The following is a 23,525-nucleotide window of genomic DNA, read 5'->3' as shown; positions in this document are numbered from 1 at the left end:
TTTGTAAACTGAGAATTAATAGACAGAGAGAATACTCAATCTGGCCCTATTGTCCATTTTCTAATTCTTTTTCTCTTCTTCTTTGTTCGCGTCGCTCCTGCCTAAGTTGTTTTTTTGATTTTGTAGTGTCTGCAGATTTTGTGGTAGAGGTATCTTTTTTGGATCCACCCCCAAAAATCCGATCAAATAAACTCTTGTTTTTGTCTTGCATAATTACTGGTGGCATTCCGTCTTCCTCATCGGTATCGAAGTCTGTGGTATCAACCGCTGCAGTGTCAGGGGCTAAATATTGGCGGAGGCCTTCTCGTAACCTTACATTATAAAAGCCATATCCTGAAGTATCAGCAGGGGTCAAACCACGGCGGGCCATAATATTCCCCATAAACCTGAAGTAATTAAACATATAAGGTTTTAAACTGCCGTCGGCCATGAATTTATACATTGATGCCTTTGGTTTTGGAACTATACTGGCCAAAAATAGACCGTCACCGATGGTCAAATCTGCGGGTTGCTTACCAAAGTAATATCTTGATGCTTCTCCTATTCCATAAATATTCTTTCCCAGTTCCATGATATTGAAATACACTTCGAGCATACGCTGTTTGCTCACCAGGTGGTTGTGTTCAATAAGCCATACAATCAATATTTCTTCGGCTTTACGTGCCAGCGTTTTCTGCCTGCTCAGGTAAACATTTTTAACCAGCTGCATGCTGATTGTGCTCCCTCCCCGCTTAAATTTCTTCTCTTTAAAATTCACTGCAATTGATTTTCGGATCGATTCTTCGACAAAACCATTGTGTGTGTAAAAAGACGGATCTTCAGCAGTTAATACAGCGTTAATGAAGTTTTTGGAAATAGCATTTAGAGGTGTGAAATTTGGATTTGATGGTCCAATGGTGATGTCTCGCATTGGCTTTCCATATTCATAAGGGGTATAAATGAATGGATTATTGATTTTTTGAAGATTGGTCTTGCCCCACTGTAAGATTTTAAAATTTAATGGAGTAAGCGTAGAACTAAACCGAACACTGTCGGGAATGGCAGTATCGAGGTAAAAATTGAGATTGTATTTCACTTTCCCTTCTACTTTTAATCCATCAAGCGACTCGAACAAGCCCTGCGGAAAGGCGTCAAGGACAGCTTGAGCTTCCTGTTCTTCGGCGCTCAGTTTTAACTCGTATATTTTATTTTTACCCAGTGTGTATTTAATAAAAGGATGTATTTTAGCATCTCGGAGGTAGGCTGTCGAAGTGCTGTCTAATGCGATATAATGTGGCCCAACCAGCACGTCTGCATCTAATCTTGCACGCTGTACAATGATATCATTTCCTGCTATACGGGCCTGGTTGATGAGCATGTTTTTTACTGACCATGAACCCGATATTTTATAATCCTCGCCGCTATAGCCAGCATCTTTAAGTTCAGTTTGCAAGGTGTCAAAGCTTAATTTGCCATGGAGTTTGTTATTTAAGTAGGGTAATTCGAGCTTTTTACCATCTGCATAGGCCGTAAAGCTTAACTGCTTTCTGCCTGGTTTTACCAGCCCGTCAATATGCCACGTTGATTGCCCCTGATTTACATTTATCGTTGATTTTAGATCTCCTCCATCAATAGTTGCTGTGGTGGCGAAGCTGAGTTTAGCTGTATCGTGATCGTTGAATTTAAATACCAGATTCTTAACATCCATGTCATCCGGGATTTTATACAAAACCTGATTGAGGATGTTATTGGCTAATTCAGGCAGGTTGGCTTTGCCTTTATTCTCTGTACTGTCTTTTTTCTTTCTCTTAAGAAAATCGATATTGGATGTGGAGTCTTTTAATACGATGCTAACAAATCCGTTAGCCAGTTGAACCTCAGATAGTTTAACATTGCCAAAGATAAGAGGAAAGAGCTTCACGCCGACGCTTAGTTCTCCGATTTGAGAAAGGGTATCTCTATCCTTTGGGACGATAGAAACCGAGGTCATTTTAACTGTACTTAATCCGGTAAAACCGGCAGAACCAATTTTTATTTCCAGACCATAATCTTTCTCGGCTTTTGCTATAGCTTTCGCTACCATTTTCTTTAAAAGCGCTTCCCGTTTACTATATGCTACAGCACCTAAAGCTATAGAAATGATCAAAAAAACACCCAGGCCCCATGCCCCTATTTTTAAATATTTTCCCGGGATCTTAATTTTTGGTATTCGCATATAGTCGTTAAAATGGTTAATTGCTTAAACGTAACAATTAAATGTTTATTTCGTGTTAAAATTACAGTTTAAAAGCCTAAATAAAAGTATTTGTGGCTATGTTTTGTTAATTTTGAATTTAAATTAATACGATGCAGATAACCCCGCAACAAGTTTTGGATGCTTTAAAAAATGTGGAGGATCCGGATCTTAAAAAAGATCTTGTTACCCTGAACATGATAAAGGATTTAAGCATAGCTGATAACCAGATTAAATTTACTTTAGAGCTCACTACCCCGGCTTGTCCGATGAAGGATATGCTAAAAAATGCCTGTACTAATGCGATCAAACATTTTGTATCTGCAGCGGCAGAAGTGAGTATAAATGTAACATCCAGAGTTACAGTGCCTGTTAATTCATCATCACTTGATAACATCAAAAACATTATTTTGGTTTCATCTGGAAAAGGTGGTGTTGGTAAGTCTACTGTTTCCAGCAATCTCGCGGTAACGCTAGCTAAGGATGGAGCAAAGGTAGGTTTGATTGATGCGGATATTTATGGCCCTTCTGTGCCGACAATGTTTGATTTGGTTGATGCAAAACCAGGAGCGGTTGAAACGGCGGATGGGAAGACTAAAATTATTCCGATTGAAAAATATGGTATAAAATTACTTTCACTGGGGTTTTTTGCTGATCCTGGTCAGCCTGTACCCTGGAGGGGGCCTATGGCTTCAAATGCAGTAAAACAGTTGTTTAATGATACCAACTGGGGTGAACTGGACTACCTGATTGTAGATCTTCCTCCTGGTACGGGCGATATACACATCACCATTACTCAAAGTTTTCCAATTTCAGGGGCTGTGGTGGTGACAACACCTCAGCAGGTTGCGTTAGCGGATACACATAAAGGACTGGCAATGTTTAGAATGCCGGGAATTAAAATCCCTATTTTAGGCGTGATAGAAAACATGTCTTATTTTACTCCGGCAGAACTGCCAGAGAACAAGTATTATATTTTTGGAAAAGGTGGAGGGACCGAACTTGCCAACAGATTTGATGTTCCATTTTTAGGTGAAATCCCAATCATACAAAGTATTGCTGAAGCCGGAGATGCCGGAAAGCCAGTTGCGCTTGATCAGCATCCCTTGCTTGATGAAATATTCGGAAATATTGCCAGTAAAGTTGCACAGCAGATATCGATCAATAATGCGCAGCTGGTGAATTACTAAAAAATTACTATTTTTATAATCTTAAAAAAACTGATAATGAATTTAACAGAGCAAGTAGAACAGGCATTGGAAACTATAAGGCCGTATTTAAAGGCTGATGGAGGTGATGTTTCTGTTGAAGAAATTACATCTGAGGGTACGGTAAAGCTAAAGCTTTTGGGTAATTGTGGTTCTTGTCCGATGAGTTTCATGACAATGAAATCAGGAATTGAGCAAGCGATTATGAAAGCGGTACCTCAGATTACTTCGGTAGTTGCCGTTAATATGGCAGAGCAAGAGTAGCTTTAACACTATTTAACAAGATAGTTTTACGATTAGAATTACTTTTGCCTTCATGAGATTCTGTGTTGCCCTAATTTGCGTATTGTTTTCTTTATCTACTTTTGCACAGCAGAAGCGGACGCAGGACAAGCTTATCCAATTTTCGGGTATAATTACAGATATCGATAGTACAAATGTTATTCCCTATGTCACTATTACTAACCTTTCAGCAAACAGTAAGCGGGTAGGTGCTGATTATAGAGGCTATTTTACGTTTATTGTAAATCCCGGAGATACCATTCTCTTTACGGCCATAGGTTACAAGAAGTTTTCTACTATTATTCCCGAAAGCACGCCAGATAGTAAATATACTATCATGGTCAAGTTAAAATCAAATGTTGTAGATTTACCGTCTGTACGTGTTTTCCCTTGGGCCACCACTGAAGAATTTACGCGGGAGTTTTTAACAATGAAGCTGGCTGATGATGATATGGCCATCGCGAAAAAGAACTTATCCAAAGCTTCTATCAATGGCCTAATTCAAACGCTGCCGAGAGATGGTCAGGAAATATCAAGTCAGAATTATCGTTATAATTTCGACAGGATGGTGAACAAGAATATGGTTCAGACCAATCCTCTGCTCAATCCCTTTGCCTGGGGCAAGTTAATGCAACAAATCTTCGACGGGGACAAGAAACGTAGCGAAGATTATTAGTCGGGAATCTTAAACCCCATTACAGGTGATCTATTGCACCTGAAAGAATAACTCAGGACATAAAAAAATGGGAAACGGTTTTACCATTTCCCATCCTCAGTCCGCTTTTAAAATACGACTATTTCTTTTTACTTCTATTAACAAACCTCATCTTGTATTCAGTTTTGATATTTCCTTTTGCAATAGCATCAAGTTTGCTTTTCAGCATAGTTTTGCGCAAAACACTCACTTTGTCAGTAAATAACTTCCCTTCTATATGATCGTATTCGTGCTGAATTACGCGTGCTGGTAATCCATCTACATCTTCAATATGCTCGTTCCAGTTTTCATCAAGGTATTTAATCTTGATGTTGGGCTTTCTTGAAATGTTTTCCCTTATGTCAGGAATACTTAAACATCCCTCGTTAAAGTTCCAGGGCTCGCCGGTTTCTTCCAAAATTTCGGCATTGATGAAAACCTTTTTATAGCCGGGTGTTCCGTCTTCATCTTCACCAGTATCTACAATAAACAAACGGATGGGTAAACCGATCTGAGGAGCCGCCAGTCCTACGCCATTTGCATAATACATGGTGTCGAACATGTTCGCAATAAGTTGTTTCAAATCAGGGTAATCCTGATCAATATCAGCACCTGTTTTCTTCAAAACAGGATCGCCATATGCTACTATTGGTAATTTCATTATAAAGTATTTTTTTTCAAACGTTTAGGTTTGAAGGTATTTATTTTATTTCCCCACGCCTGTTAAGATTTATCGTTTTTCGAGATGTTCCACAAAACGTATATGAGTTGTTGCCTTACAAGAGACAAATTGGCACAAAAATAAGCATTTATTCCAGTATCGGGCTGAAAGTGAAAATATTCAATTGCGCTGCATCTAAAACCTCATTTGCAATTTGATTAATTCCGCTTGTAGTAACCTGATTAATTTTTTGAAAAACCTGTTCCAATGAATCAATTTGATCATGGTCGATGAGGTTTTTTGCCATCGATATAATAAGGCCGATCCTATTTTCTTCACTCAGGGCAATCTGACCTATAAATTTATTTTTAGCTTTTTGTAGCTGTACATCATTCAGAGGATTATCTTTTAATTTTTTCATTTCTTTGAAAATTAATGACAATGCTTTTTGGTGTTTTTCTTTATCAGTTCCAAAGTAAATGGAAAAAATGCCCGTATCACTTAGGGGAGAGAAGTTTGATTCGATGGTGTAGGCTATACCATATTTTTCCCTGATCTGCAGGTTTAAGATTGAGCTCATCCCGTTGCCTCCAAAATAGTTGTTAAGCAGCATTAATCCCGCCTTTTGCTCACTATGAGTAGAAAAGGTTTGCATGCCTAAAATACAATGCGACTGTGCTATAGGTTTATTAATTTCAATGGTTTGGGGTTTTAAAATAACTGGTTTGACTCTGTTTAGTGAAGGGGAGTTTTCTTTCACTTCAGAAAAATATTTATTTCCCTTATTTGCTACATTTTTAAAGGTGTAGTTTCCCAGAACAGCTACCACAATTTCGTTTGTACGGTAATTTGCATTTCTGAAATTAATTACATCTTCTCTTGTAAAATTATTTACGCTATCTGTTGTACCCAGGATATTGTTTCCCAGCGGATTACCTGCAAACAACATGTCTTCAAAATCATCATTGATGGCTTCTTCCGGCTGATCGAGATAAGATGCAATTTCATCAAGAATGACGCCTTTTTCTTTATCCATTTCTTCTTCTGGAAAGGTGGAATGAAAAATAATGTCGTTGAATAAATCCAGCGTTCTATCAAGATAGGGATTTAAAAAGGAAGCATGAACACAGGTATATTCCTTAGTAGTATAGGCATTCAAATCTGCCCCTACACTTTCCAGTCGGTTTAGGATTTGATTGGTACTGCGTTTTTCGGTGCGTTTGAAAATTAAGTGTTCGATGAAATGGGCTAAACCTGCTTTTTGTTCGGGTTCATCGCGGGAGCCGGTATTCACGATAATGCAAGCATGAGATATGGTAGAAGCCGAAGGTACGTGTAGCACACGAATGCCATTAGCTAAGGTATGAACATTGTATTCCATTGACCGGTAAAGATAAGGAACATATTTCAGTGGATTTTCTCTTTCATGTAATTATTGAATGACTAGTTTATTGCTTATCGACACATTTAGTGCTTTCATCGCTGAACTGGAAGAAATAATCATAGTTTTAAGGATATTTAAGCAGGAATATAAATCCATGTTTGCAGGGCCTGATAAAACCCTTGTGGCGGTTAATTCTATTACGCTGGCGGCAAGTACAAATGAAAATAACGTGATTTACAACTGGAGCCCTATTGATTTTCTCAGCGACCCGACCATATTGAACCCCATTTGTACGGCAACCAGAAGCATGACATATACCTTAACCATTTAAACTATAACATTTCCGAGTCTGGGTATGGAATGTTTAAATCTGAGATCAGCTTCTCTTTTGTTGGCCTGCGTAATGCCAGGAAAACAAAGTTAGCAAAAGCAAAAATCAAAAAGAAAGCATTATGGGTAAGGTAGAAACCAACCACATTGAAAAGCGCACCGCCCTCTAAAAGAGCAGCGCCGATGATGAAGGCACTTTGGTATTGATCGATCTTGCTTTCGGTTGAAGCAGTTTTGTCGACCTTGGAAATTACATTCCTGAAAAAATAAATACTCGCTGTGATAGTCATTAAGCCCATAATTGGAAATATCGGGTTAAAAGGTGCCGAGTGTGCTGGGTTGGCATCAAAAAACATGATGTCGCGGTTAAGGAAAATGGTAATCAATGCAAAAAGAAATACGCCGCCGCATAAAGCGAGGTGAATAGTTTGTAACGGTTTTAGTTTGTTGTTCATTTGTTTAATTAACAATTAATTGATTTAAGAAATATAAGAACCTTGGCTTCAATGGATCTTATATTTCTTAATCGTTTATACTACAATGTTACTTATCAATTCCTTCAAGCGCAAATAAAAATGCCCAACGCAGGGAAACGTCTTTCAAATAGTCGAAACGGCCTGATGCGCCGCCGTGGCCAAATTCCATATTGGTTTTAAGCAATAGTACGTTTTTATCTGTTTTCATCGCCCTGAGTTTGGCCACCCATTTTGCGGGTTCAAAATATTGCACCTGGCTATCGTGTAAGCCTGTGGTAACGAGTAGGTTCGGATAAGCCTTTTTCTCCACGTTTTCATAAGGTGAATAACTTTTCATATAATTGTAGGCATCCTTTTTCTTCGGATTTCCCCATTCATCAAATTCATTTGTGGTCAGCGGAATACTTTCATCCAGCATGGTATTTACTACATCTACGAAAGGTACGTCGGCGATGGCTCCGTTCCACAAATCATGTGCGAGGTTTACAACTGCCCCCATCAGCAAGCCTCCGGCACTGCCGCCGTGTGCATATAAATGTCCTTTTGAGGTGTATTTCTGGTCAATCAGATATTCTCCTGCGGCGATGAAATCGGTAAAAGTGTTTTTCTTTTTCATCAACTTGCCATCTTCGTACCATTGGCGACCCATTTCCTGGCCACCGCGGATATTGGCAATTGCATAAACAAATCCCCTATTGAGCAAACTTAAGCGTGGTGAGGAGAACGATGCATCCATTGTTGCACCATAAGAACCATAACCATACAGCAGCAGTGGTGCATTTCCGTTTTTTTCGACACCTTTTTTATATACCAGGGCTATTGGAATTTTTGTGCCGTCTTTGGCCGTTGCAAAAACACGTTCGGTGATATAATCTTTAGGGCTGTAACCTCCAACAACATCTTGCTGTTTCATCAGTTTCTGATCTTTCTTCTCCATATCGTAGTCATACACTGAGCTTGGAGTAGTTAAAGAAGTATAGTTGTACCGCAATGTTTTTCCGGTGTATTCAGGGTTAGCGCCAATTCCCGCAGCATAAACAGGCTCATCGAATTTGATGTAATAGTCGCTCCCATCTTTTTTAATTACACGTAATTCCGTTAAACCATTTTTCCGTTCAGAAAGCACCAGGTGATCTTTAAATTCATCACCGTATTCCAGTAAAACATCTTTACGGTTGGGAATTACTTCTTTCCAGTTTTCCTTCTCTGTTTTATCCAATGGACATTCCATTAAACGGAAATTTTTAGCGTTCCAATTGGTTATGATGTAAAACTTATCATCAACAGGCAGTACATCGTACAATACATCTTTGAATCTCGGACAAAAAACCTTAAAAGCAGCTTCTGGGTGGTCTGCATCAAGCATTCTGTACTCGGTGGTCAGCGTTCCCTGAGAGCCAATGAATATGTATTTTCCATTTTTCGATTTTGATACGCCGATATAATTTGTGTTGTCTTTTTCATCATATACAACCGCATCTTTTCCGGGATCGGTTCCCAAAACATGTTTCTTTATTTTTTCGCTCAATAAAGTAACCGGGTTTTTTGAGGTATAAAATAGTGTTTTATTGTCATTAGCCCATGCTACAGCACCTTCTGTATTCGTGATGGCATCTTTATATATTTCACCCGTTTCGAGATTTTTGACCTGTATAGTATATTGCCTGCGTGATACTTTATCTACGCCAAAAGCGAGCAGTTTATTGTCAGGACTAATACTAAAACCCGTAGCGTTATAGTAAGAGTGACCTTTTGCAAGATCATCTACATCTAACAGAATTTCTTCGGCAGCATTTAAACTGCCTTTTTTTCTGCAATATTTATAGTACTGCTGGCCATCATCGGTTCGGGTATAATAGAAGTAACCGTTTTTAAAAACCGGCACGGATTCGTCTTTCTCCTTAATCCGGTTCTTCATTTCATTGAACAAATCTGCCTGAAATTTTTCGGTTCCCTTCATCATGGTATCCAGATACTTGTTTTCAGCTTTCAGGTAATCGACCACTTTGGTACTATCTGGTCCTTTTTTAAAATAGTCAATCATCCAGTAATAATTATCCACTACAGTATCGCCATGGATTATTCGTTTGTGCGGTTTAATTTCTGCTATTGGAGGTTTGGCTTCCGGCCATGCTATTGATTTCATTTCTTGTTTTGTGGGATTATTGCAAGCTGTTATTGCACCAAGCAAAATCAGCGAGGGAAAGATACGTTTCATCATGATGGTTTGGTTCAGGTTTTATGCAATTTAAACTTTTTATCGGAGATTCTGATTTTGGAAGAGATGGTTCGGTCTTGTATGGGTGTTTATCCACTCCCTTTTATTATTTGTTTCTCCCGCAGATCAAGTTGATTTACGCAGATTTAAAGATTATCAGTTATTACACTAAACGAATATTATCATTTTGATAAAAATTCACCATCGTTCTGATATTCATTCAAATTGAAAAAATAGATGCTAAATTGCCACATCAAATATTAGTAATGAAATTAGGGTACAAAAAGATAGTTGTTAAAGTTGGATCAAATGTAATTACACAAGCAAATGGTTTACCTGATGAACCGCGGATTCAGCATTTAGTTAATCAGCTGGCGGAGATTAAAAAACAAGGTATAGAAGTTATATTAGTTTCATCAGGTGCAGTAGCTGCAGGAAGGAGCTTGATCAAGGTTTCTGAAAAACAGGATGCTGTTACCACGCGACAATTGCTTGCAGCTATTGGTCAGGTAAAATTGATTAACACCTATTCAAATTTCTTCGAGCCTCATCAAATTAAATGTGCACAGGTTTTGGTTACTAAAGAAGATTTTCGTGACCGGGCACATTATCTGAACATGAAAAACTGTATGCAGATCTTATTGCAGAACGAAGTTATCCCTGTTGTTAACGAAAATGATGTGGTCTCGGTTACTGAACTGATGTTTACAGATAATGATGAGCTTGCCGGGTTGATTGCTTCCATGCTGAATGCCGATGCGCTTATCATTCTCAGTAACGTAAATGGCATTTACAATGGCGATCCAAAGCTTGAGGGTTCCCGTGTTATTGAAGAAGTGACTGGTGGAGTGGCTAATTTAACATCATTTATCCAGACGGGTAAATCGCAGTTTGGCCGGGGTGGTATGATTACGAAAACTACCATGGCGCAAAAGGTTGCAAAACTGGGTATCAATGTTCACATTGCTAACGGAACAACCGATCATGTGCTTACGTCATTACTAAATAATGCGATTGTTCACACCCGCTTTATTCCGGAGAAAACCAAATCAGGAAAGAAAAAATGGATTGCACATTCAGAAACATCGGCGACAGGAGTTGTTAAATTGAACGATGGTGCTAAAACGGTATTAACGTCGGGCAAAGCTACAAGCCTGTTGCCTGTTGGAATTATAGCCATACAAAGCGACTTTTTAAAGGGTGATATCATTAAAATTGTGGATGAGAATAACCAGATGATTGGTTTGGGTATTGCTGAATACGGATCGGATAAAGCTAAAGAAAGGATCGGGCAGAAAAAGCAAAAGGCGCTGGTACACTATGATTATTTTTATTCGGTGATATAAGCTGAAAGGCTAAACAAAAAGGTTAAAGTGGACTGTTTGAGCAATTGTATTGATACTCTCTACTTTATTCTGCTATTTTATATTAAAAATGGACTACATAACATACTTCGAAAAAGCACAGAAAGCTACACGCACAATGGTTGGCCTTGATAAAGAACTCATCAATACGGTGTTATCCTCGGTGGCAGATGCGTTAATTTCAAATACTGAACACATCCTTAAGGAGAACGGAAAGGATTTGGCTAAAATGGATGCCAACGATCCGAAATACGACAGACTGAAACTGACTGAGCAACGCATTAAAGATATTGCCGGGGATGTGAAGAATGTAATCAACCTGAACAGTCCGTTTGGTGAAATTCTCTCGGAAAAGATACTGGAGAATAAACTCCAGATTCAGAAAGTCCGGGTGCCATTAGGCGTGGTTGGTGTAATATATGAAGCCCGCCCGAATGTTACGGTTGATGTTTTTTCACTTTGCTTTAAAACAGGGAATGTTGCCGTGTTAAAGGGCGGTAGCGATGCCGAATTCTCTAATCTAGCCATTGCACATATCATCCATGGCGTTTTGACAAAGTATGAGATCAGTGTTGATGTACTTACGCTGCTTCCTGCTGAAAGAGCCGCCACTGAAGCATTATTAAATGCAAGAGGTTTTGTGGATGTATTGATTCCCAGAGGCAGCCAGTCGCTCATTACATATGTCCGGGAGCATAGTAAAATTCCGGTTATTGAAACCGGAGCTGGGATAGTACATACTTATTTTGATGAATCCGGTGATTTGCAAAAGGGTAAAGACATTCTTTTCAATGCAAAAACAAGAAGAGTTAGTGTGTGCAACTCATTGGATTGTGTTCTCATCAATCAGAATAGATTAGCTGATTTGAATGAACTTTTAGCTCCGCTGGCCGCGGGAGATGTGGAAATATATGCAGATGCAAAAAGTTATGAAGTATTAGCGTCTTCGTACCCTTCTGAATTGCTGAATCAGGCTACACCTGAGCATTTCGGTACAGAATTTCTATCCTTGAAACTGGCCGTAAAAGTGGTTGATGATTTAGAGGGAGCACTCAACCATATTGCCGAGTATAGTTCAAAACACAGTGAAGCCATCATTTCTGAAGATGCAGGGAATATTGCCAGGTTTCTCAACCATGTTGATGCGGCTGCGGTATATGCCAATGCCTCAACAGGATTTACTGATGGCGCACAATTTGGTTTAGGTGCAGAAATAGGGATTAGTACTCAAAAACTTCATGCCCGTGGGCCAATGGGGCTTGAAGAATTAACGAGTTATAAATGGGTAATCAGAGGTGACGGACAAGTGAGGAAGTAAATAAGTATATGCTTTAGGGTAATTTAGGAAGAAGGTTATATCTCAAACACTTCTCCTCTTTTGGGCATTTCGACATTAAAACCATCTTCTTGTATGGCAATTGATAAACTTTCCATGCTTTTTTCTTCACCATGCACCAGAAAAACCTTTTTAGGCTTGCCGGTTTGTTTAATGGTATTCACTAAGTCGTCATGATCGCCATGGCCACTTAATAAGTCAGTTTGGCGTATGGTTGCATAAACCATCATTTCACGATCTTTTATTCTTACAATTGGTGCACCACTTAGCAGTTTGTATCCAAGCGTTCCTTTTGCACAATAACCGATGAAAAGAATGGTACAATAATAATTCTGAATGTTGTAATATAAGTGATCCTGAATTCTTCCGCCTTCTAACATTCCTGCAGAAGAAATGATAATACAGGGATCAAAATAGTTTGAAACATCTTTACTTTCTTTCATGGTTTGAACGTAAGCCAGGTGTTCAAATTCAAACTCATCACCCATGGTTTTATAGAAATCTTTTGCCTCCTGATTGACCAGGTTATGGTGTTTTCTATAAACTTCAGTTGCCTGGATAGCCATCGGACTATCTACGAAGATCTGAACAGGGGGAAGCAATTTTTTAGTGAAGATTTGATTCAGGGCAAAAACCAGAGACTGAGTCCTGCCAATGCTAAAGGCGGGAATAATTAGCCGTCCCGGAGTTTTAATGCAGGCTTCGGTGATTTCTTTTATTAGCCGTTCTTCAAGCGTTTGGTCTTTGCTATGGTAGCGGCCACCGTATGTGGATTCACAAACAAAATAATCTACCGGAGGAATAGGTTCTGGTTTCACTAAAACGGGATAGTGCTCGCGGCCAATGTCGCCTGAAAAGGCTATTTTTTTCTCTTCACCGTTATCGTTTATGGTCAAGACGGCTGCGGCAGCACCTAGCAAATGGCCTACCGGAATAAAAGTCAGGCTGATATCGCCATTAATTTTGAAGGGTTTGTTGAATGCAATGGTTACAAACCGGTCGATGGTATCCATGACATGTTTGTGCAGGTATAAAGGTTTTGGTCCGCTAAAATTACCTCGCTTGGTGCGTGGTTTCCGGCTTTGCTTTCTTAAAAACAGTTCGACGGAGTCGTACAATAATATGGAGCTTAATTCTGCGGTTGGTGCGGTACAAAGTATCTGACCATCAAAACCAAGTCGTACAAGTGTAGGTAAATTGCCGGAATGGTCGATATGCGCATGAGTTAAAATTACGAGGTTAATATCGGTTGGGTCGAAAGGGAATTGTTGATTTTCTTCCTGATAGGTTTCTTTTTCATAGTCCAAGCCGCAATCTATCAGTATTTTATAATTTCCAATTTCAAGCAAGTGCATACTTCCTGTTACTTGTTGTGCTGCGCCCCAAAACGTTAACTTCATCTTCTAATCTTTCCGTAAATTGTTTGGTGTAAAGTAATACAAATGGTTGGAATTTTAAATAACAGCAAGTAATTTTTTAGTTATCGCATTGTTTAAATAGTTCTGTTTCCTGAAAACATTTATGTGGACTTAGATAGTCATTACGCTTACTGATCAAAAGCAGTATCTTTGTTAAAAAACATATTGTATGCAAGAACCCTTTGATATAGAAATAGGCCCGGTAAGCTATTCGGTTTTTCCTGAAGGCAATGATACCTATACCATCTTTAAAGATGGAAAAGAATATATTCAGATCATGAAAGATACCTCATCAATATGGCTGAAAATGGACTATAAAACCGAACTTCCCATATTTGAGGAGGATGAAGAAGTGAATGCTATTGGACAGGCAATTGCGCATTATGAGCCTGAAGAAGAAGACGAGGAGGATTTGTAGTACCCCTTTGTATAAAGCAAAAAGTCCCGACATGCGGGACTTTTTGCTTTATGGTCAAATATTATCTTGTACAGTTTGCTGTCCAGGTTTGACCATCTTTAACAACAAGCATTTTAAGTGAGCTCGCATCGATAGTGATTCCTGTTAATCCCGTACCAACACTAACGTATGAATTATCGCCCGTTTTCTCGAATTTTACGCCAGTGATATCGGGGATATTACTGCCGAAGTAAAAGTTGTAGGTTTCACCCACTTTGCTCACCGTTACTTTTCCGTCAGAGCTGTTAATTGTTGTTTGACCATTACGGTAAGAAACGGTTCCGTTATAGGTACCAACGAAAAAATCTTTGTCTGCCGGATCTGTATCTTTCTTACAAGATACCATTACAGTTAATGCAATTAAAAGCATGCTGAAAATTTGAATTGTCTTTTTCATGTTTTGTTTTTCAATTTGGAAATTGTCTGGTAGAGACAATTTCGGTTAGTTAAATGTAACAGGCTGTTTACAATGACTATGCCAAAAGGTGTAAAAAATGAATGAAGCTTCTTCAGGTGGTAATAGTTAAAATTTTACCATAAGGTAGTAAGTGCTTAATAGACAGGGATTTCCTGCTTATGGATTTTATCAGGACAACAATGAAACTAGTCATGATCAGTATTTTTTCTGGTGTCTTTATTAGCAAAGAGTGTTTACTAAAACAGAGCATGGGATTAACCTGCCCACCCATCCCTATCCAGACTTCTGTAATTGATGGCCTCTGCAAGGTGCTCAAGTTCTACATCCTCGCTATTATCAAGGTCGGCTATTGTCCGTGCTACTTTGAGGATGCGGTCGTAAGCGCGTGCAGATAAGCCGAGTCTTTCCATTGCCGATTTTAATAACTTTGTTCCTGCCTCACTGATATTACATACTTTCCGTACCATTTTAGCAGTCATTTGTGCGTTGTAGTGCAAGTCTGCCTGATCTGCAAAACGAAAGTCCTGCTTTTCTCTTGCCTTAATTACCCGTGTTCTGATTATCTCGCTTTTCTCTGCATTTTCTGATGAGGAAAGCTCTGAAAAGTCGACGGGGGTAACTTCAACGTGGAGGTCAATCCGATCTAATAAAGGACCTGATATTTTGCTGAGATATTTCTGAACGACGCCCGGGGCGCAAACACATTCTTTTTCGGGGTGGTTATAAAAACCGCAGGGGCATGGATTCATGGAGGCTACCAACATAAAGCTTGAAGGGTATTCCACTGCAAGACGTGCCCTTGAAATGGATATTTTTCTGTCTTCCAATGGTTGCCTCATTACTTCTAAAACGGTTCTTTTAAATTCCGGCAATTCATCTAAAAATAACACACCGTTGTGTGCCAGAGAGATCTCTCCTGGTTGTGGGTTTGCTCCGCCACCTACCAGTGCAACATCTGATACGGTATGATGAGGGGAGCGAAAGGGGCGAATGGTCATCAGGGCATCTGCTGCCGATAATTTTCCAGCTACAGAGTGGATTTTGGTGGTTTCGAGTGCTTCTGACAGATTTAGTGGCGGTAGTATTGTTGGCAAACGCTTAGCCAGCATGGTTTTGCCTGCGCCGGGCGGACCAATCAAAATCACGTTGTGACCTCCTGCAGCAGCAATTTCCAATGCCCGCTTAATGTTTTCCTGTCCCTTTACATCTGCAAAATCATAATCATAGTTGGCGATGTTTTTAACAAACTCTTTTCGGGTATCAATTTTAACGGGCGTTAAGAGTTCTGTTTTATTGAAAAGAGCAATTACCTGACTAAGTGTATCTACCCCATAAGCGGTTAAACCATCAACAATTGCTGCTTCGCGAACATTCTGCCTGGGAAGAACGAAGCCTGAAAAGCCATCCTCACGGGCCTTAATAGCTATTGGCAAGGCGCCTTTTATGGCTTGAATGCTCCCATCGAGCGAAAGTTCACCCATAATAAAAAAGTTTTCCAGCTCATCAGAGGGAATCTGCCCGGAGGCTGCAAGTATTCCAATTGCGATAGGCAGGTCGTAAGCCGAACCTTCTTTTTTAATGTCGGCAGGGGCCAGATTCACCAGGATCTTTTGACGAGGCATACGGAAGCCGGCAGTGCGAATGGCACTGTCTACGCGGCGTAAACTTTCTTTAACCGCAATATCAGGCAATCCGACCATAAAATATTTCGCGCCTGGACTGATGCTTACCTCAATGGTAATGGTTAAGGCGTTAACCCCAAATACGGCACTTCCGAAAGTTTTTACAAGCATTTTATTTCTTTAGAAAATAAAGGATGTTATGTTATTCGGGGATGGTTGACACTAATATAAGAAAAAATCAAATAGGTGGTTGTGTATTAATGGAAGATATCATACTCCAGTCTTAAAAAAGTAATGCAGTTGGACGGATAAATCAACACATAAAAAAATCCCAATCATTTCTGATCAGGATTATGTTTTATAATGGGTTTCAGGAGACCGTATTATCTTTTACCAAAAGGCATTTTTGGCATTCCTTTCATCATTGCTGCGGCGGCGGCAGGATTTGAAAACTGCTTCATCATTTTGCGCATATCTTCAAACTGTTTGATCAGTTTAGTTACTTCTTCTACTTTACTACCAGAACCTTTTGCAATACGCAATCTACGGCTTTGCTGAATGGCATCCGGGTTTTCTTTTTCAAAAGGCGTCATTGAATTGATAATGGCTTCAATAGATTTAAAAGCATCATCCTGAATGTCGACATTTTTCATCATTTTGCCTACTCCTGGAATCATGCCCATCAAATCTTTCATGTTGCCCATTTTCTTGATTTGTTGAATCTGGTTGTAGAAGTCGTTAAAATCGAACTTATTTTTGCGGATTTTTTTCTGTAGTTCTGCTGCTTCCTTTTCATCGAACTGCATTTGTGCACGCTCTACCAGGGAAACCACATCACCCATGCCGAGGATACGGGATGCCATACGATCCGGATAGAAAACATCTAATGCTTCCATCTTCTCGCCTGTACCGATAAATTTAATTGGTTTGTTTACAACAGATTTAATCGAAAGAGCTGCACCACCACGTGTATCACCATCTAGCTTGGTTAATACAACACCGGTAAAATCCAGGCGGTCGTTAAATACTTTTGCTGTATTCACAGCATCCTGACCAGTCATCGAGTCAACTACGAATAAGATCTCGTGTGGTTGGGTTTTCGCTTTAACCTCTGAAATCTCATTCATTAACGATTCATCGATAGCTAAACGACCAGCGGTATCAATAATGATCACGTTGTTTCCGTTTTGCTTACCGTGGGCGATACCTTCGAGGGCGATTCCAACAGGATCATTTGATTCCCGGTTTGCGTACACCGATACGCCTACAGAAGTTCCAAGTACCTCGAGCTGGTCTACCGCTGCCGGGCGGTACATATCACCTGCAACCAATAAAGGTTTTTTGCCTTTACCTTTTAAATACAAGGCCAGTTTACCTGCAAATGTAGTTTTACCTGCACCATTTAAACCTGCAATTAATATAATGGTGGGGTTTACTTTGATATCCAGCTCTGTTGCTTCGCCACCCATCAGGGCTGCAAGCTCATCGTTCATGATTTTGGTTAGCAACTGGCCTGGTGAAACCGAAGTTAATACGTTTTGACCTAATGCTTTTTGCCTCACCTCATCCGTAAATGTTTTGGCTGTTTTATAGTTAACGTCGGCATCTAATAACGCTTTACGAATCTCCTTCATGGTTTCTGCCACGTTGATTTCCGTAATGCTGCCTTGTCCTTTTAATACTTTAAATGCTCTGTCTAGCTTGTCCTGTAAATTATCAAACATCTTTATATAAGCTAAAAGCCCCTGCCGTGCAAAAGCTACTTGTTTTTAATAAAAGGCAAATGTATCAAATTTTGGTTGTAAATCTTTGCAACTCAAAGTCAAAACTTAAACTCATGTGTCAATATATTTTTTGCTCCATGCAACATTTACACATCATGGTGGTCTTATAGTCACTAACTAAACCAAATGAAACGCTGGGCATTCCTATTTTTAACTTTTATTTCTGCTTACTGTGCGGCACAGGATCCGGCTAAGCAAAAGCAATTACAAGCGATAAGAACGAATCAATTACCCAAAATTGATGGTGTTTTGGATGATGCCTGCTGGGAGAATGTGCCAGTTGCCACAGATTTTTTTGAGATCAGGCCTGTTCCGGGCCGCGTGGAGACAAAAGAAAGGCGAACAGAAGTAAAAGTAATCTACGATGACGTGGCCATTTATGTATATGCCCGAATGTATGACGACAGGGACAGTGTATCCCATGAACTTGTATCTCGCGACAATATTGGGAATGCCGATTTCATTTCGATTATTGTAGATCCGTTTTATGATAAAATGAATGGCAATGGGTTTTTTGTAACGGCTGCAGGTGTTCAATTCGATGCCAAATATTCTCAGGTGGGCGATGAGGACCCAAACTGGAATGCGGTATGGGAAAGCGCGGTTAAAATTGATGATCTGGGCTGGAGCTGTGAAATGAAGATCCCCTATTCGGCTTTACGCTTTTCGACAAAGGATATTCAAAACTGGGGGCTTAATTTCAGCAGGAGAATTCAGCGTAGCAATACACAAACATTCTGGAACTTTGTAAACCCGACCGTGAATGGCTTTATCAATCAGGAGGGCCTCTGGATGGGTATTCAAGATATTAAGCCACCGCTTCGATTGTCTTTTTCGCCCTATGTTTCGGCATACGTAAACCATTATCCGGCAAATTTACCAGGTGTAAAAAATACTACTGCACGCTTCAATGGTGGTATGGATGTGAAATACGGGATCAATAACAGCTTCACCCTCGATATGACGCTGGTGCCGGATTTCGGACAGGTCCAATCTGATAACCGCATTCTGAACCTTACTCCTTTTGAGGTCAAGTTTAACGAAAACCGGCAGTTCTTTACCGAGGGAACGGAACTTTTTAATAAGGGAGACTTATTTTATTCGAAGCGTATCGGTTCAATACCATCTTACTATGACTATTCCGGAGTGACTGGAAGCGATAAGATAATTAAAGACCAAAAGGAGGCTAAGGTGTTGAACGCGACCAAAATTTCAGGTAGAACTGCGAAAGGGTTGGGCATAGGGATATTTAATGCCATTACCAATAGCATGAAAACAGAGGTTGAAGATACTCATGGAAATTTAAAGGAAGTAGAGACGCAGCCGCTTACCAACTATAACATTCTGGTGTTTGATCAGTCGTTGAAAAACAATAGTTCTGCAACCTTTATCAATACGAATGTTTTAAGGCAAGGGAGCGCTTATGATGCCAATGTATCAGCGTTACTGTTCAATTTAAATAATAAAGGGAACAAGTACTTTGTGAATGGCAATGGTAAAATGAGCTATTTGAGGGGAGCTGAAACCAGTACCGGATATAGTTATACCCTTAGGTTTGGAAAGCAGAGCGGTAATTTTACCTGGAGCTATAATCAGGTGTATGCTGACGATAAATTCGATCCATCGGATATGGGATTTTTTACCAATAATAACTTCCTTGATCAGCGTATTGGTTTGGGCTACAGTGTGTATAAGCCCAGTAAGTGGTATAATGAATGGCAAAACTGGCTAAATCTAAATTACTCCAGAAGGGCTATTCCGGGCAATTATCAAAGTGCCGGGATGAACGGAGGTTCGTATGTACGCTTTAAAAATTTATGGTCGGCAGAAGTTGACCTGAGTTATGATGCCAAGGGCAACGATTATTATGAGTCGCGAAACGGGCAGGTTTATAAGGCTCCGGAGCGGTATGGTGTTTCATTATACATTAACCCTAACCGGGCTAAGGCCTATAATTTCGGAGGGAATATCCGCTTTTTTGAACAACAGCTTTTTGGTGGAAAAGAGTATAATTTTTATCTGTTCCAGAACTTTAGGTTAAATGATGAAGTGGCGTTTGGATTAGACCTCAATTATAACCCGAATTTCAACTATGTAAACTGGGTAACCCTGCAAGGAGGTCAATCCATCTTTTCGCGGTATGACAGGCGGACGGTAGAGAACTCATTTGATGCGAAGTATACTTTTACCAATCTGATGGGGGTTACAGTTGTGTTGAGGCATTACTGGAGCGACAGGCGTAATAAAGATTTCTTTTCGCTTAAGCCAGATGGCAATCTGACAGACTATCAGGGGCCTGCCTTAACCGGGACCGACCGGAACTATAATGTTTTCAATATCGATCTGATTTACACCTGGCAGTTTGCCCCGGGTAGTACATTATCGGTTTCGTATAAAGATGCTGCCGAAACTTACAACACCTATTATACTCAGCGCTACAACAAAAATCTTGATGGTATTCTATCGGCGCCGCAGAACAACAGTTTATCGGTGAAGGTTTTATACTATGTAGACTATTTGGATCTGAAGAAAAAACACAGGAAGATTTAAACTTATCTCGGAAAGGTAAAGGCAAAGCCCAGCGCAAGTGTCTGGCTCGCCTGAATTTTATTGGTTCCGGTATCATCATCAAACAGCATTACCCCTGTTAAGCTGGTGTTCATGAAACGATTGATTTTTGCTGTTAGTGCGATATCTAACCTATGATCTATCTTTTTTGCCTGAAAATCTTTGTAAGGAATAAACATTGCGTACCTGGCTTTCAGATTGGTGTTGGTGAAAATGTCTTTATCAAAAGCCGTAACTACCTGAAAAGCCAGCTCATTTTTGATGTTTTTGCCTTTTTCAACTGCATAAACCTCATTTTTATTGTCATAAACTGCGGTATCGAGAACAAAAGTTTGACGGGCAGTACCTGTACCAATTCTGGTAGAGAAATATTTTACAGGTTTGTATTCAAAACCGACAGATTCGGTTAAATACCCTGGAGCCATAAATCTTGAGATTAATACCTGTTGTTCATCCCCGTTGCCATCTCTATAGTATCTGTAACCACTGTCAAACTGCGATTCAAAGGTTACCGATCCGAAAAAGAACCAGCTTTTCGATAGCTGAAAAGATGCTTTATTATCCCAATAAATACGGTCGTTGGTTTTCTTTTGCAGCTGATCTTTGTTTTTAATTTTTCCATACTGCAAAATAACCTCGCTCACATAACTGTAACTGTCTTTGCTGTACTCGGCTTTGTAATTAATAAGACCGCCAACTGCTACCGAATTTGTTCCACCACCTTTCCAGTTATTGCTAAATTGTGCCTGGTTTACGTTGATGCCAATATTGGTTTTTGTTTTCCAATAGTTAACCTTCGCATTCACCACCAAAGGCTTAATATTTACCGGTTCAAAATTTAACGGACCCTGTCTGCTGGGCAAAGGACTACGTTTCAACTTGATTTCCATTCCTTTGGTATTGATGGGAACGGTATCAACTTCCTGTGCAAACAAATGAGCTGAGCAAAAACTTAGAATCAGGAATACGGTAGATAAACAGGTCTTCATTACCTACAAAGAAAAAGAAAAATTCGGGAGATAAAAAGCATTTAACAAAATGATTGTCGTACTGACAATTGTAACTCGCTTTAAATGAATTTATAAACTCAGCTTCAACCAGCCGAACCAGTTTCCTTTTTTCAGATAGTTTAAATTGCTATCGTTTTGATAGGCTTCTTTCTCAAAAATGATGTTCCTATAGGCTACATCATGGTTTTTAAAGCGAAGCAAATTGATCAAGTAGTTGATCAGGTATAGCAAATAGAACGGTAAAATAAGCAATTCCAGCTGCTGTCTTAAATGGATCCGTTCATGGTTGATTATTTGCATATCAGCTTTATAACGTTCAGATTTAAGCAGGATAAACGGAAAAATTGCCATTCCTGCTGCGGGTAATCTCTTTACGATAATGATGGGGGCCATCACAGTTTCTCAATAGTTAATTTAGGAAGCGGAGGCAGTTGAAGTGCCCTGGGGTTGATGCGATAACTTCTGTATGCGTTTCTGATAAACATATTAAAAGCGTAGTCATCAGCATCGAGCACAAACTGATAAGTAGGGCGATATTGCTGCATAAAATCAGTTAGCTCTGAATCTTTTATTCCCAATACCTGCTGAACGAGGTTGGCATTGAAACGGTAATCAATAAGGTCTTCACGATAGTCTTTTTCCAGTATTTTCTGGAGGTGACGGGCATTCCTTCCCTGCCTGCTGAGGAGATTGTAAATGGCATCGATACCCAGCCCTACCCCGCCATTCCCCAGATTTAGCAGGTCTTTACTGCTTCCTTTTAATATCTGATAGCGGTATTCCTGTTTCGATTTTTCATAGAGTTCCTGAGGACTTAATCTTTTTTCCTTGATTACCACATCCCGCAGGCGTATGCCTAAAGATTTCAACTGAAAATAGGCTGCTGTTTGACCTTTAAAGACGATGGTATCAACGCCATAGCCCGATAGCGCTGCCACGAGTGTATCGCCAGGGATTGCGTAAGTACTAAATTCACCTTTGGTGTTATTGTAAAGGCCGTCACCGGTGCGGATATTATAGATGTAAACTTTTGCCAGGCGTTGTTTGGTTTCCTTGTCAATTACAATTCCCTGCACAGGTTTAGTTTGTGCATAAAGCATTGCAGAGCAACCAAAGCAGAAAAAAAATAAAGCAAAAAGTCTCATTAGTCTACAAAACTACAAATAACTGTAGTGCAATGTTTAGCATTAACATTATTTAACCTTCAGTATTTGTCCGAGTCTGATGCTGTCGGCTGTCATTTCGTTTAACATTTTAAGTTCATCAACGGTGAGGTTGAATCGCTTTGCAATGTTGTAAAGCGTATCACCTTTAACAACTGTATAAGTGCCGTCGGCCAGAATTGGCTTTGCACCTGCCGGTGGGGTATCAACAGGTGTAAATTTCTTTTTTTCCTGTGGAATGTTCTGATTGATTTCAGTAAACACCCGGTCTTCACGCGCAATTTTTTGTTTTTCACTTTCAGACTGATCATATTGATAGAGCTGATATTTTTCGATCGTATTGATGAGCAGATCCGGATATCTGGGGTTTGTTGCATAGCCCGCCGTTTTTAATCCCTGCGCCCAGCTTTTATAATCGTTTTTATCTAACTGGAAAAGAAAGCTATAGCGTTTACGTTTCAGAAATTCGGAGTGGTCTTTAAATGATTCCCGAGCATCTTTATAAACTCTGAAGCAGTCATTTTTCTGGTCATCATCGCGGAAATAGTTTTTGCCCTTCCAATCCGAAGTACATTTAATTCCGAAGTGGTTGTTGGCATATTTGGCAAGATCGCTGTTTCCACTCCCCGATTCCAGGATGCCCTGCGCAAGGGTGATGCTGGCAGGAATTCCATAGGCATTCATCTCTTCTATGGCTACAGCTTTAAACTCATCAATATAGCTTAGCGTATTATAGCTTTTGTAACTGTTGTTATTGGCTTTATTTGCTGCTTTTTCAATTTGCTTGTTGTTGCTGGAGTATTTCCGGGAAGCGCCACATGAGCATAAAAATAAAAAAGCAAAGGCTAGTACAGATAACTGAAGGTATGAACGCATGGGTATGGTGGATTGCAAATTTTTGGTAATTGGTTAGTTGTAGC

General features: G+C 39.8%; 21 protein-coding genes. 8 read left to right on the top strand and 13 right to left on the bottom strand.

The window, feature by feature from the left end; all coding sequences use genetic code 11:
• Positions 1-46: 46 nt before the first annotated feature.
• Complete coding sequence (locus R2Q80_RS08185) at positions 47-2,194, bottom strand: biosynthetic peptidoglycan transglycosylase (protein ID WP_316799127.1); 2,148 nt, start codon at positions 2,192-2,194, stop codon at positions 47-49.
• 131 nt (positions 2,195-2,325) lie between these two features.
• Here R2Q80_RS08185 and R2Q80_RS08180 point away from each other — a divergent pair, with 131 nt between their 5' ends.
• From R2Q80_RS08180 to R2Q80_RS08170, 3 genes are read left to right on the top strand one after another with little or no spacing between them, the layout of a single operon-like run.
• Entirely contained in the window at positions 2,326-3,402 is a 1,077-nt protein-coding gene (locus tag R2Q80_RS08180) for an Mrp/NBP35 family ATP-binding protein (RefSeq protein ID WP_316799126.1), read from the top strand.
• A gap of 36 nt (positions 3,403-3,438) precedes the next feature.
• The gene (locus R2Q80_RS08175) at positions 3,439-3,684 is read left to right on the top strand and encodes a NifU family protein (protein ID WP_025141622.1); all 246 of its coding nucleotides are present in this window, start codon (positions 3,439-3,441) and stop codon (positions 3,682-3,684) included.
• A 52-nt stretch (positions 3,685-3,736) separates the two neighbouring features.
• Positions 3,737-4,378, top strand: coding sequence for a hypothetical protein (locus R2Q80_RS08170; RefSeq protein ID WP_316799125.1), 642 nt, complete (start codon positions 3,737-3,739; stop codon positions 4,376-4,378).
• Between the two features lie 118 nt (positions 4,379-4,496).
• Here the strand turns inward: R2Q80_RS08170 and def are convergent, their stop codons facing one another.
• Both def and R2Q80_RS08160 read right to left on the bottom strand, forming a co-directional pair.
• Entirely contained in the window at positions 4,497-5,057 is a 561-nt protein-coding gene (def, locus tag R2Q80_RS08165; protein WP_316799124.1) for a peptide deformylase, read from the bottom strand.
• 148 nt (positions 5,058-5,205) lie between these two features.
• Positions 5,206-6,438 carry a pitrilysin family protein gene (locus R2Q80_RS08160; RefSeq protein ID WP_316799123.1) on the bottom strand — a complete coding sequence of 411 codons (1,233 nt, stop codon included), beginning with the start codon at positions 6,436-6,438 and terminating at the stop codon, positions 5,206-5,208.
• Positions 6,439-6,496: 58 nt separating this feature from the next.
• On the opposite strand from R2Q80_RS08160, the gene R2Q80_RS08155 reads away from it, so the two are divergent.
• Positions 6,497-6,772, top strand: a complete 276-nt coding sequence (locus R2Q80_RS08155; protein ID WP_316799122.1) for a hypothetical protein — start codon at positions 6,497-6,499, stop codon at positions 6,770-6,772.
• A gap of 1 nt (position 6,773) precedes the next feature.
• Here the strand turns inward: R2Q80_RS08155 and R2Q80_RS08150 are convergent, their stop codons facing one another.
• A complete protein-coding gene (locus R2Q80_RS08150) occupies positions 6,774-7,226 on the bottom strand; it encodes a hypothetical protein (RefSeq protein ID WP_316799121.1) in 453 nt (150 codons plus the stop codon).
• An 88-nt stretch (positions 7,227-7,314) separates the two neighbouring features.
• Positions 7,315-9,468, bottom strand: a complete 2,154-nt coding sequence (locus tag R2Q80_RS08145) for a S9 family peptidase (RefSeq protein ID WP_316799120.1) — start codon at positions 9,466-9,468, stop codon at positions 7,315-7,317.
• Between the two features lie 263 nt (positions 9,469-9,731).
• Here R2Q80_RS08145 and proB point away from each other — a divergent pair, with 263 nt between their 5' ends.
• Both proB and R2Q80_RS08135 read left to right on the top strand, forming a co-directional pair.
• Positions 9,732-10,811 carry a glutamate 5-kinase gene (gene proB / locus R2Q80_RS08140; protein ID WP_316799119.1) on the top strand — a complete coding sequence of 360 codons (1,080 nt, stop codon included), beginning with the start codon at positions 9,732-9,734 and terminating at the stop codon, positions 10,809-10,811.
• An 88-nt stretch (positions 10,812-10,899) separates the two neighbouring features.
• The gene (locus R2Q80_RS08135; protein ID WP_316799118.1) at positions 10,900-12,147 is read left to right on the top strand and encodes a glutamate-5-semialdehyde dehydrogenase; all 1,248 of its coding nucleotides are present in this window, start codon (positions 10,900-10,902) and stop codon (positions 12,145-12,147) included.
• Between the two features lie 35 nt (positions 12,148-12,182).
• Here the strand turns inward: R2Q80_RS08135 and R2Q80_RS08130 are convergent, their stop codons facing one another.
• The gene (locus tag R2Q80_RS08130) at positions 12,183-13,565 is read right to left on the bottom strand and encodes an MBL fold metallo-hydrolase (protein ID WP_316799117.1); all 1,383 of its coding nucleotides are present in this window, start codon (positions 13,563-13,565) and stop codon (positions 12,183-12,185) included.
• A 187-nt stretch (positions 13,566-13,752) separates the two neighbouring features.
• On the opposite strand from R2Q80_RS08130, the gene R2Q80_RS08125 reads away from it, so the two are divergent.
• Positions 13,753-14,001: a hypothetical protein gene (locus tag R2Q80_RS08125; RefSeq protein ID WP_316799116.1), complete on the top strand. Its 249-nt coding sequence runs from the start codon at positions 13,753-13,755 to the stop codon at positions 13,999-14,001.
• A 61-nt stretch (positions 14,002-14,062) separates the two neighbouring features.
• On the opposite strand, the gene R2Q80_RS08120 is transcribed toward R2Q80_RS08125, so the two are convergent.
• The 3 genes from R2Q80_RS08120 to ffh all read right to left on the bottom strand — a co-directional run bounded on the left by R2Q80_RS08120 (position 14,063) and on the right by ffh (position 17,804).
• Entirely contained in the window at positions 14,063-14,437 is a 375-nt protein-coding gene (locus R2Q80_RS08120; protein WP_316799115.1) for a hypothetical protein, read from the bottom strand.
• Positions 14,438-14,712: 275 nt separating this feature from the next.
• On the bottom strand, positions 14,713-16,251 hold the full coding sequence (locus tag R2Q80_RS08115) for a YifB family Mg chelatase-like AAA ATPase (protein WP_316799114.1): 1,539 nt from the start codon (positions 16,249-16,251) through the stop codon (positions 14,713-14,715).
• A gap of 212 nt (positions 16,252-16,463) precedes the next feature.
• Positions 16,464-17,804, bottom strand: a complete 1,341-nt coding sequence (ffh, locus tag R2Q80_RS08110; protein ID WP_316799113.1) for a signal recognition particle protein — start codon at positions 17,802-17,804, stop codon at positions 16,464-16,466.
• Positions 17,805-17,990: 186 nt separating this feature from the next.
• Here ffh and R2Q80_RS08105 point away from each other — a divergent pair, with 186 nt between their 5' ends.
• Positions 17,991-20,414: a DUF5916 domain-containing protein gene (locus tag R2Q80_RS08105; protein ID WP_316799112.1), complete on the top strand. Its 2,424-nt coding sequence runs from the start codon at positions 17,991-17,993 to the stop codon at positions 20,412-20,414.
• Between the two features lie 2 nt (positions 20,415-20,416).
• Here R2Q80_RS08105 and R2Q80_RS08100 read toward each other — a convergent pair whose 3' ends face one another.
• The 4 genes from R2Q80_RS08100 to R2Q80_RS08085 all read right to left on the bottom strand — a co-directional run bounded on the left by R2Q80_RS08100 (position 20,417) and on the right by R2Q80_RS08085 (position 23,481).
• Complete coding sequence (locus R2Q80_RS08100) at positions 20,417-21,421, bottom strand: DUF3078 domain-containing protein (RefSeq protein WP_316799111.1); 1,005 nt, start codon at positions 21,419-21,421, stop codon at positions 20,417-20,419.
• 90 nt (positions 21,422-21,511) lie between these two features.
• The gene (locus R2Q80_RS08095; protein ID WP_316799110.1) at positions 21,512-21,835 is read right to left on the bottom strand and encodes a hypothetical protein; all 324 of its coding nucleotides are present in this window, start codon (positions 21,833-21,835) and stop codon (positions 21,512-21,514) included.
• Complete coding sequence (locus R2Q80_RS08090; protein ID WP_316799109.1) at positions 21,835-22,542, bottom strand: hypothetical protein; 708 nt, start codon at positions 22,540-22,542, stop codon at positions 21,835-21,837. Before R2Q80_RS08090 ends, R2Q80_RS08095 begins: the two co-directional genes overlap by 1 nt.
• Before the next feature lie 93 nt (positions 22,543-22,635).
• A complete protein-coding gene (locus R2Q80_RS08085) occupies positions 22,636-23,481 on the bottom strand; it encodes a glucosaminidase domain-containing protein (protein ID WP_316799108.1) in 846 nt (281 codons plus the stop codon).
• Positions 23,482-23,525: the final 44 nt, after the last annotated feature.

This window comes from Pedobacter frigidisoli (genome assembly GCF_032678525.1).
Lineage (GTDB): Bacteria > Bacteroidota > Bacteroidia > Sphingobacteriales > Sphingobacteriaceae > Pedobacter > Pedobacter frigidisoli_A.
Note: the sequence above shows the minus strand (reverse complement) of the source record. Positions and strands in the feature narration are given on the sequence as shown.

Bases quoted from the DNA above. Each gene is read 5' to 3' on its own strand.
- proB (WP_316799119.1), top strand. From the start codon at position 9,732: ATGAAATTAGGGTACAAAAAGATAGTTGTTAAAGTTGGATCAAATGTA.
- R2Q80_RS08160 (WP_316799123.1), bottom strand. From the start codon at position 6,438: ATGGAATACAATGTTCATACCTTAGCTAATGGCATTCGTGTGCTACAC.
- R2Q80_RS08085 (WP_316799108.1), bottom strand. From the start codon at position 23,481: ATGCGTTCATACCTTCAGTTATCTGTACTAGCCTTTGCTTTTTTATTT.
- R2Q80_RS08115 (WP_316799114.1), bottom strand. From the start codon at position 16,251: ATGCTTGTAAAAACTTTCGGAAGTGCCGTATTTGGGGTTAACGCCTTA.
- R2Q80_RS08105 (WP_316799112.1), top strand. From the start codon at position 17,991: ATGAAACGCTGGGCATTCCTATTTTTAACTTTTATTTCTGCTTACTGT.
- R2Q80_RS08185 (WP_316799127.1), bottom strand. From the start codon at position 2,194: ATGCGAATACCAAAAATTAAGATCCCGGGAAAATATTTAAAAATAGGG.
- R2Q80_RS08120 (WP_316799115.1), bottom strand. From the start codon at position 14,437: ATGAAAAAGACAATTCAAATTTTCAGCATGCTTTTAATTGCATTAACT.
- R2Q80_RS08130 (WP_316799117.1), bottom strand. From the start codon at position 13,565: ATGAAGTTAACGTTTTGGGGCGCAGCACAACAAGTAACAGGAAGTATG.
- R2Q80_RS08155 (WP_316799122.1), top strand. From the start codon at position 6,497: ATGACTAGTTTATTGCTTATCGACACATTTAGTGCTTTCATCGCTGAA.
- R2Q80_RS08135 (WP_316799118.1), top strand. From the start codon at position 10,900: ATGGACTACATAACATACTTCGAAAAAGCACAGAAAGCTACACGCACA.
- R2Q80_RS08175 (WP_025141622.1), top strand. From the start codon at position 3,439: ATGAATTTAACAGAGCAAGTAGAACAGGCATTGGAAACTATAAGGCCG.
- R2Q80_RS08145 (WP_316799120.1), bottom strand. From the start codon at position 9,468: ATGATGAAACGTATCTTTCCCTCGCTGATTTTGCTTGGTGCAATAACA.
- R2Q80_RS08170 (WP_316799125.1), top strand. From the start codon at position 3,737: ATGAGATTCTGTGTTGCCCTAATTTGCGTATTGTTTTCTTTATCTACT.
- R2Q80_RS08100 (WP_316799111.1), bottom strand. From the start codon at position 21,421: ATGAAGACCTGTTTATCTACCGTATTCCTGATTCTAAGTTTTTGCTCA.
- ffh (WP_316799113.1), bottom strand. From the start codon at position 17,804: ATGTTTGATAATTTACAGGACAAGCTAGACAGAGCATTTAAAGTATTA.
- R2Q80_RS08180 (WP_316799126.1), top strand. From the start codon at position 2,326: ATGCAGATAACCCCGCAACAAGTTTTGGATGCTTTAAAAAATGTGGAG.
- def (WP_316799124.1), bottom strand. From the start codon at position 5,057: ATGAAATTACCAATAGTAGCATATGGCGATCCTGTTTTGAAGAAAACA.
- R2Q80_RS08095 (WP_316799110.1), bottom strand. From the start codon at position 21,835: ATGGCCCCCATCATTATCGTAAAGAGATTACCCGCAGCAGGAATGGCA.
- R2Q80_RS08090 (WP_316799109.1), bottom strand. From the start codon at position 22,542: ATGCTTTATGCACAAACTAAACCTGTGCAGGGAATTGTAATTGACAAG.
- R2Q80_RS08125 (WP_316799116.1), top strand. From the start codon at position 13,753: ATGCAAGAACCCTTTGATATAGAAATAGGCCCGGTAAGCTATTCGGTT.
- R2Q80_RS08150 (WP_316799121.1), bottom strand. From the start codon at position 7,226: ATGAACAACAAACTAAAACCGTTACAAACTATTCACCTCGCTTTATGC.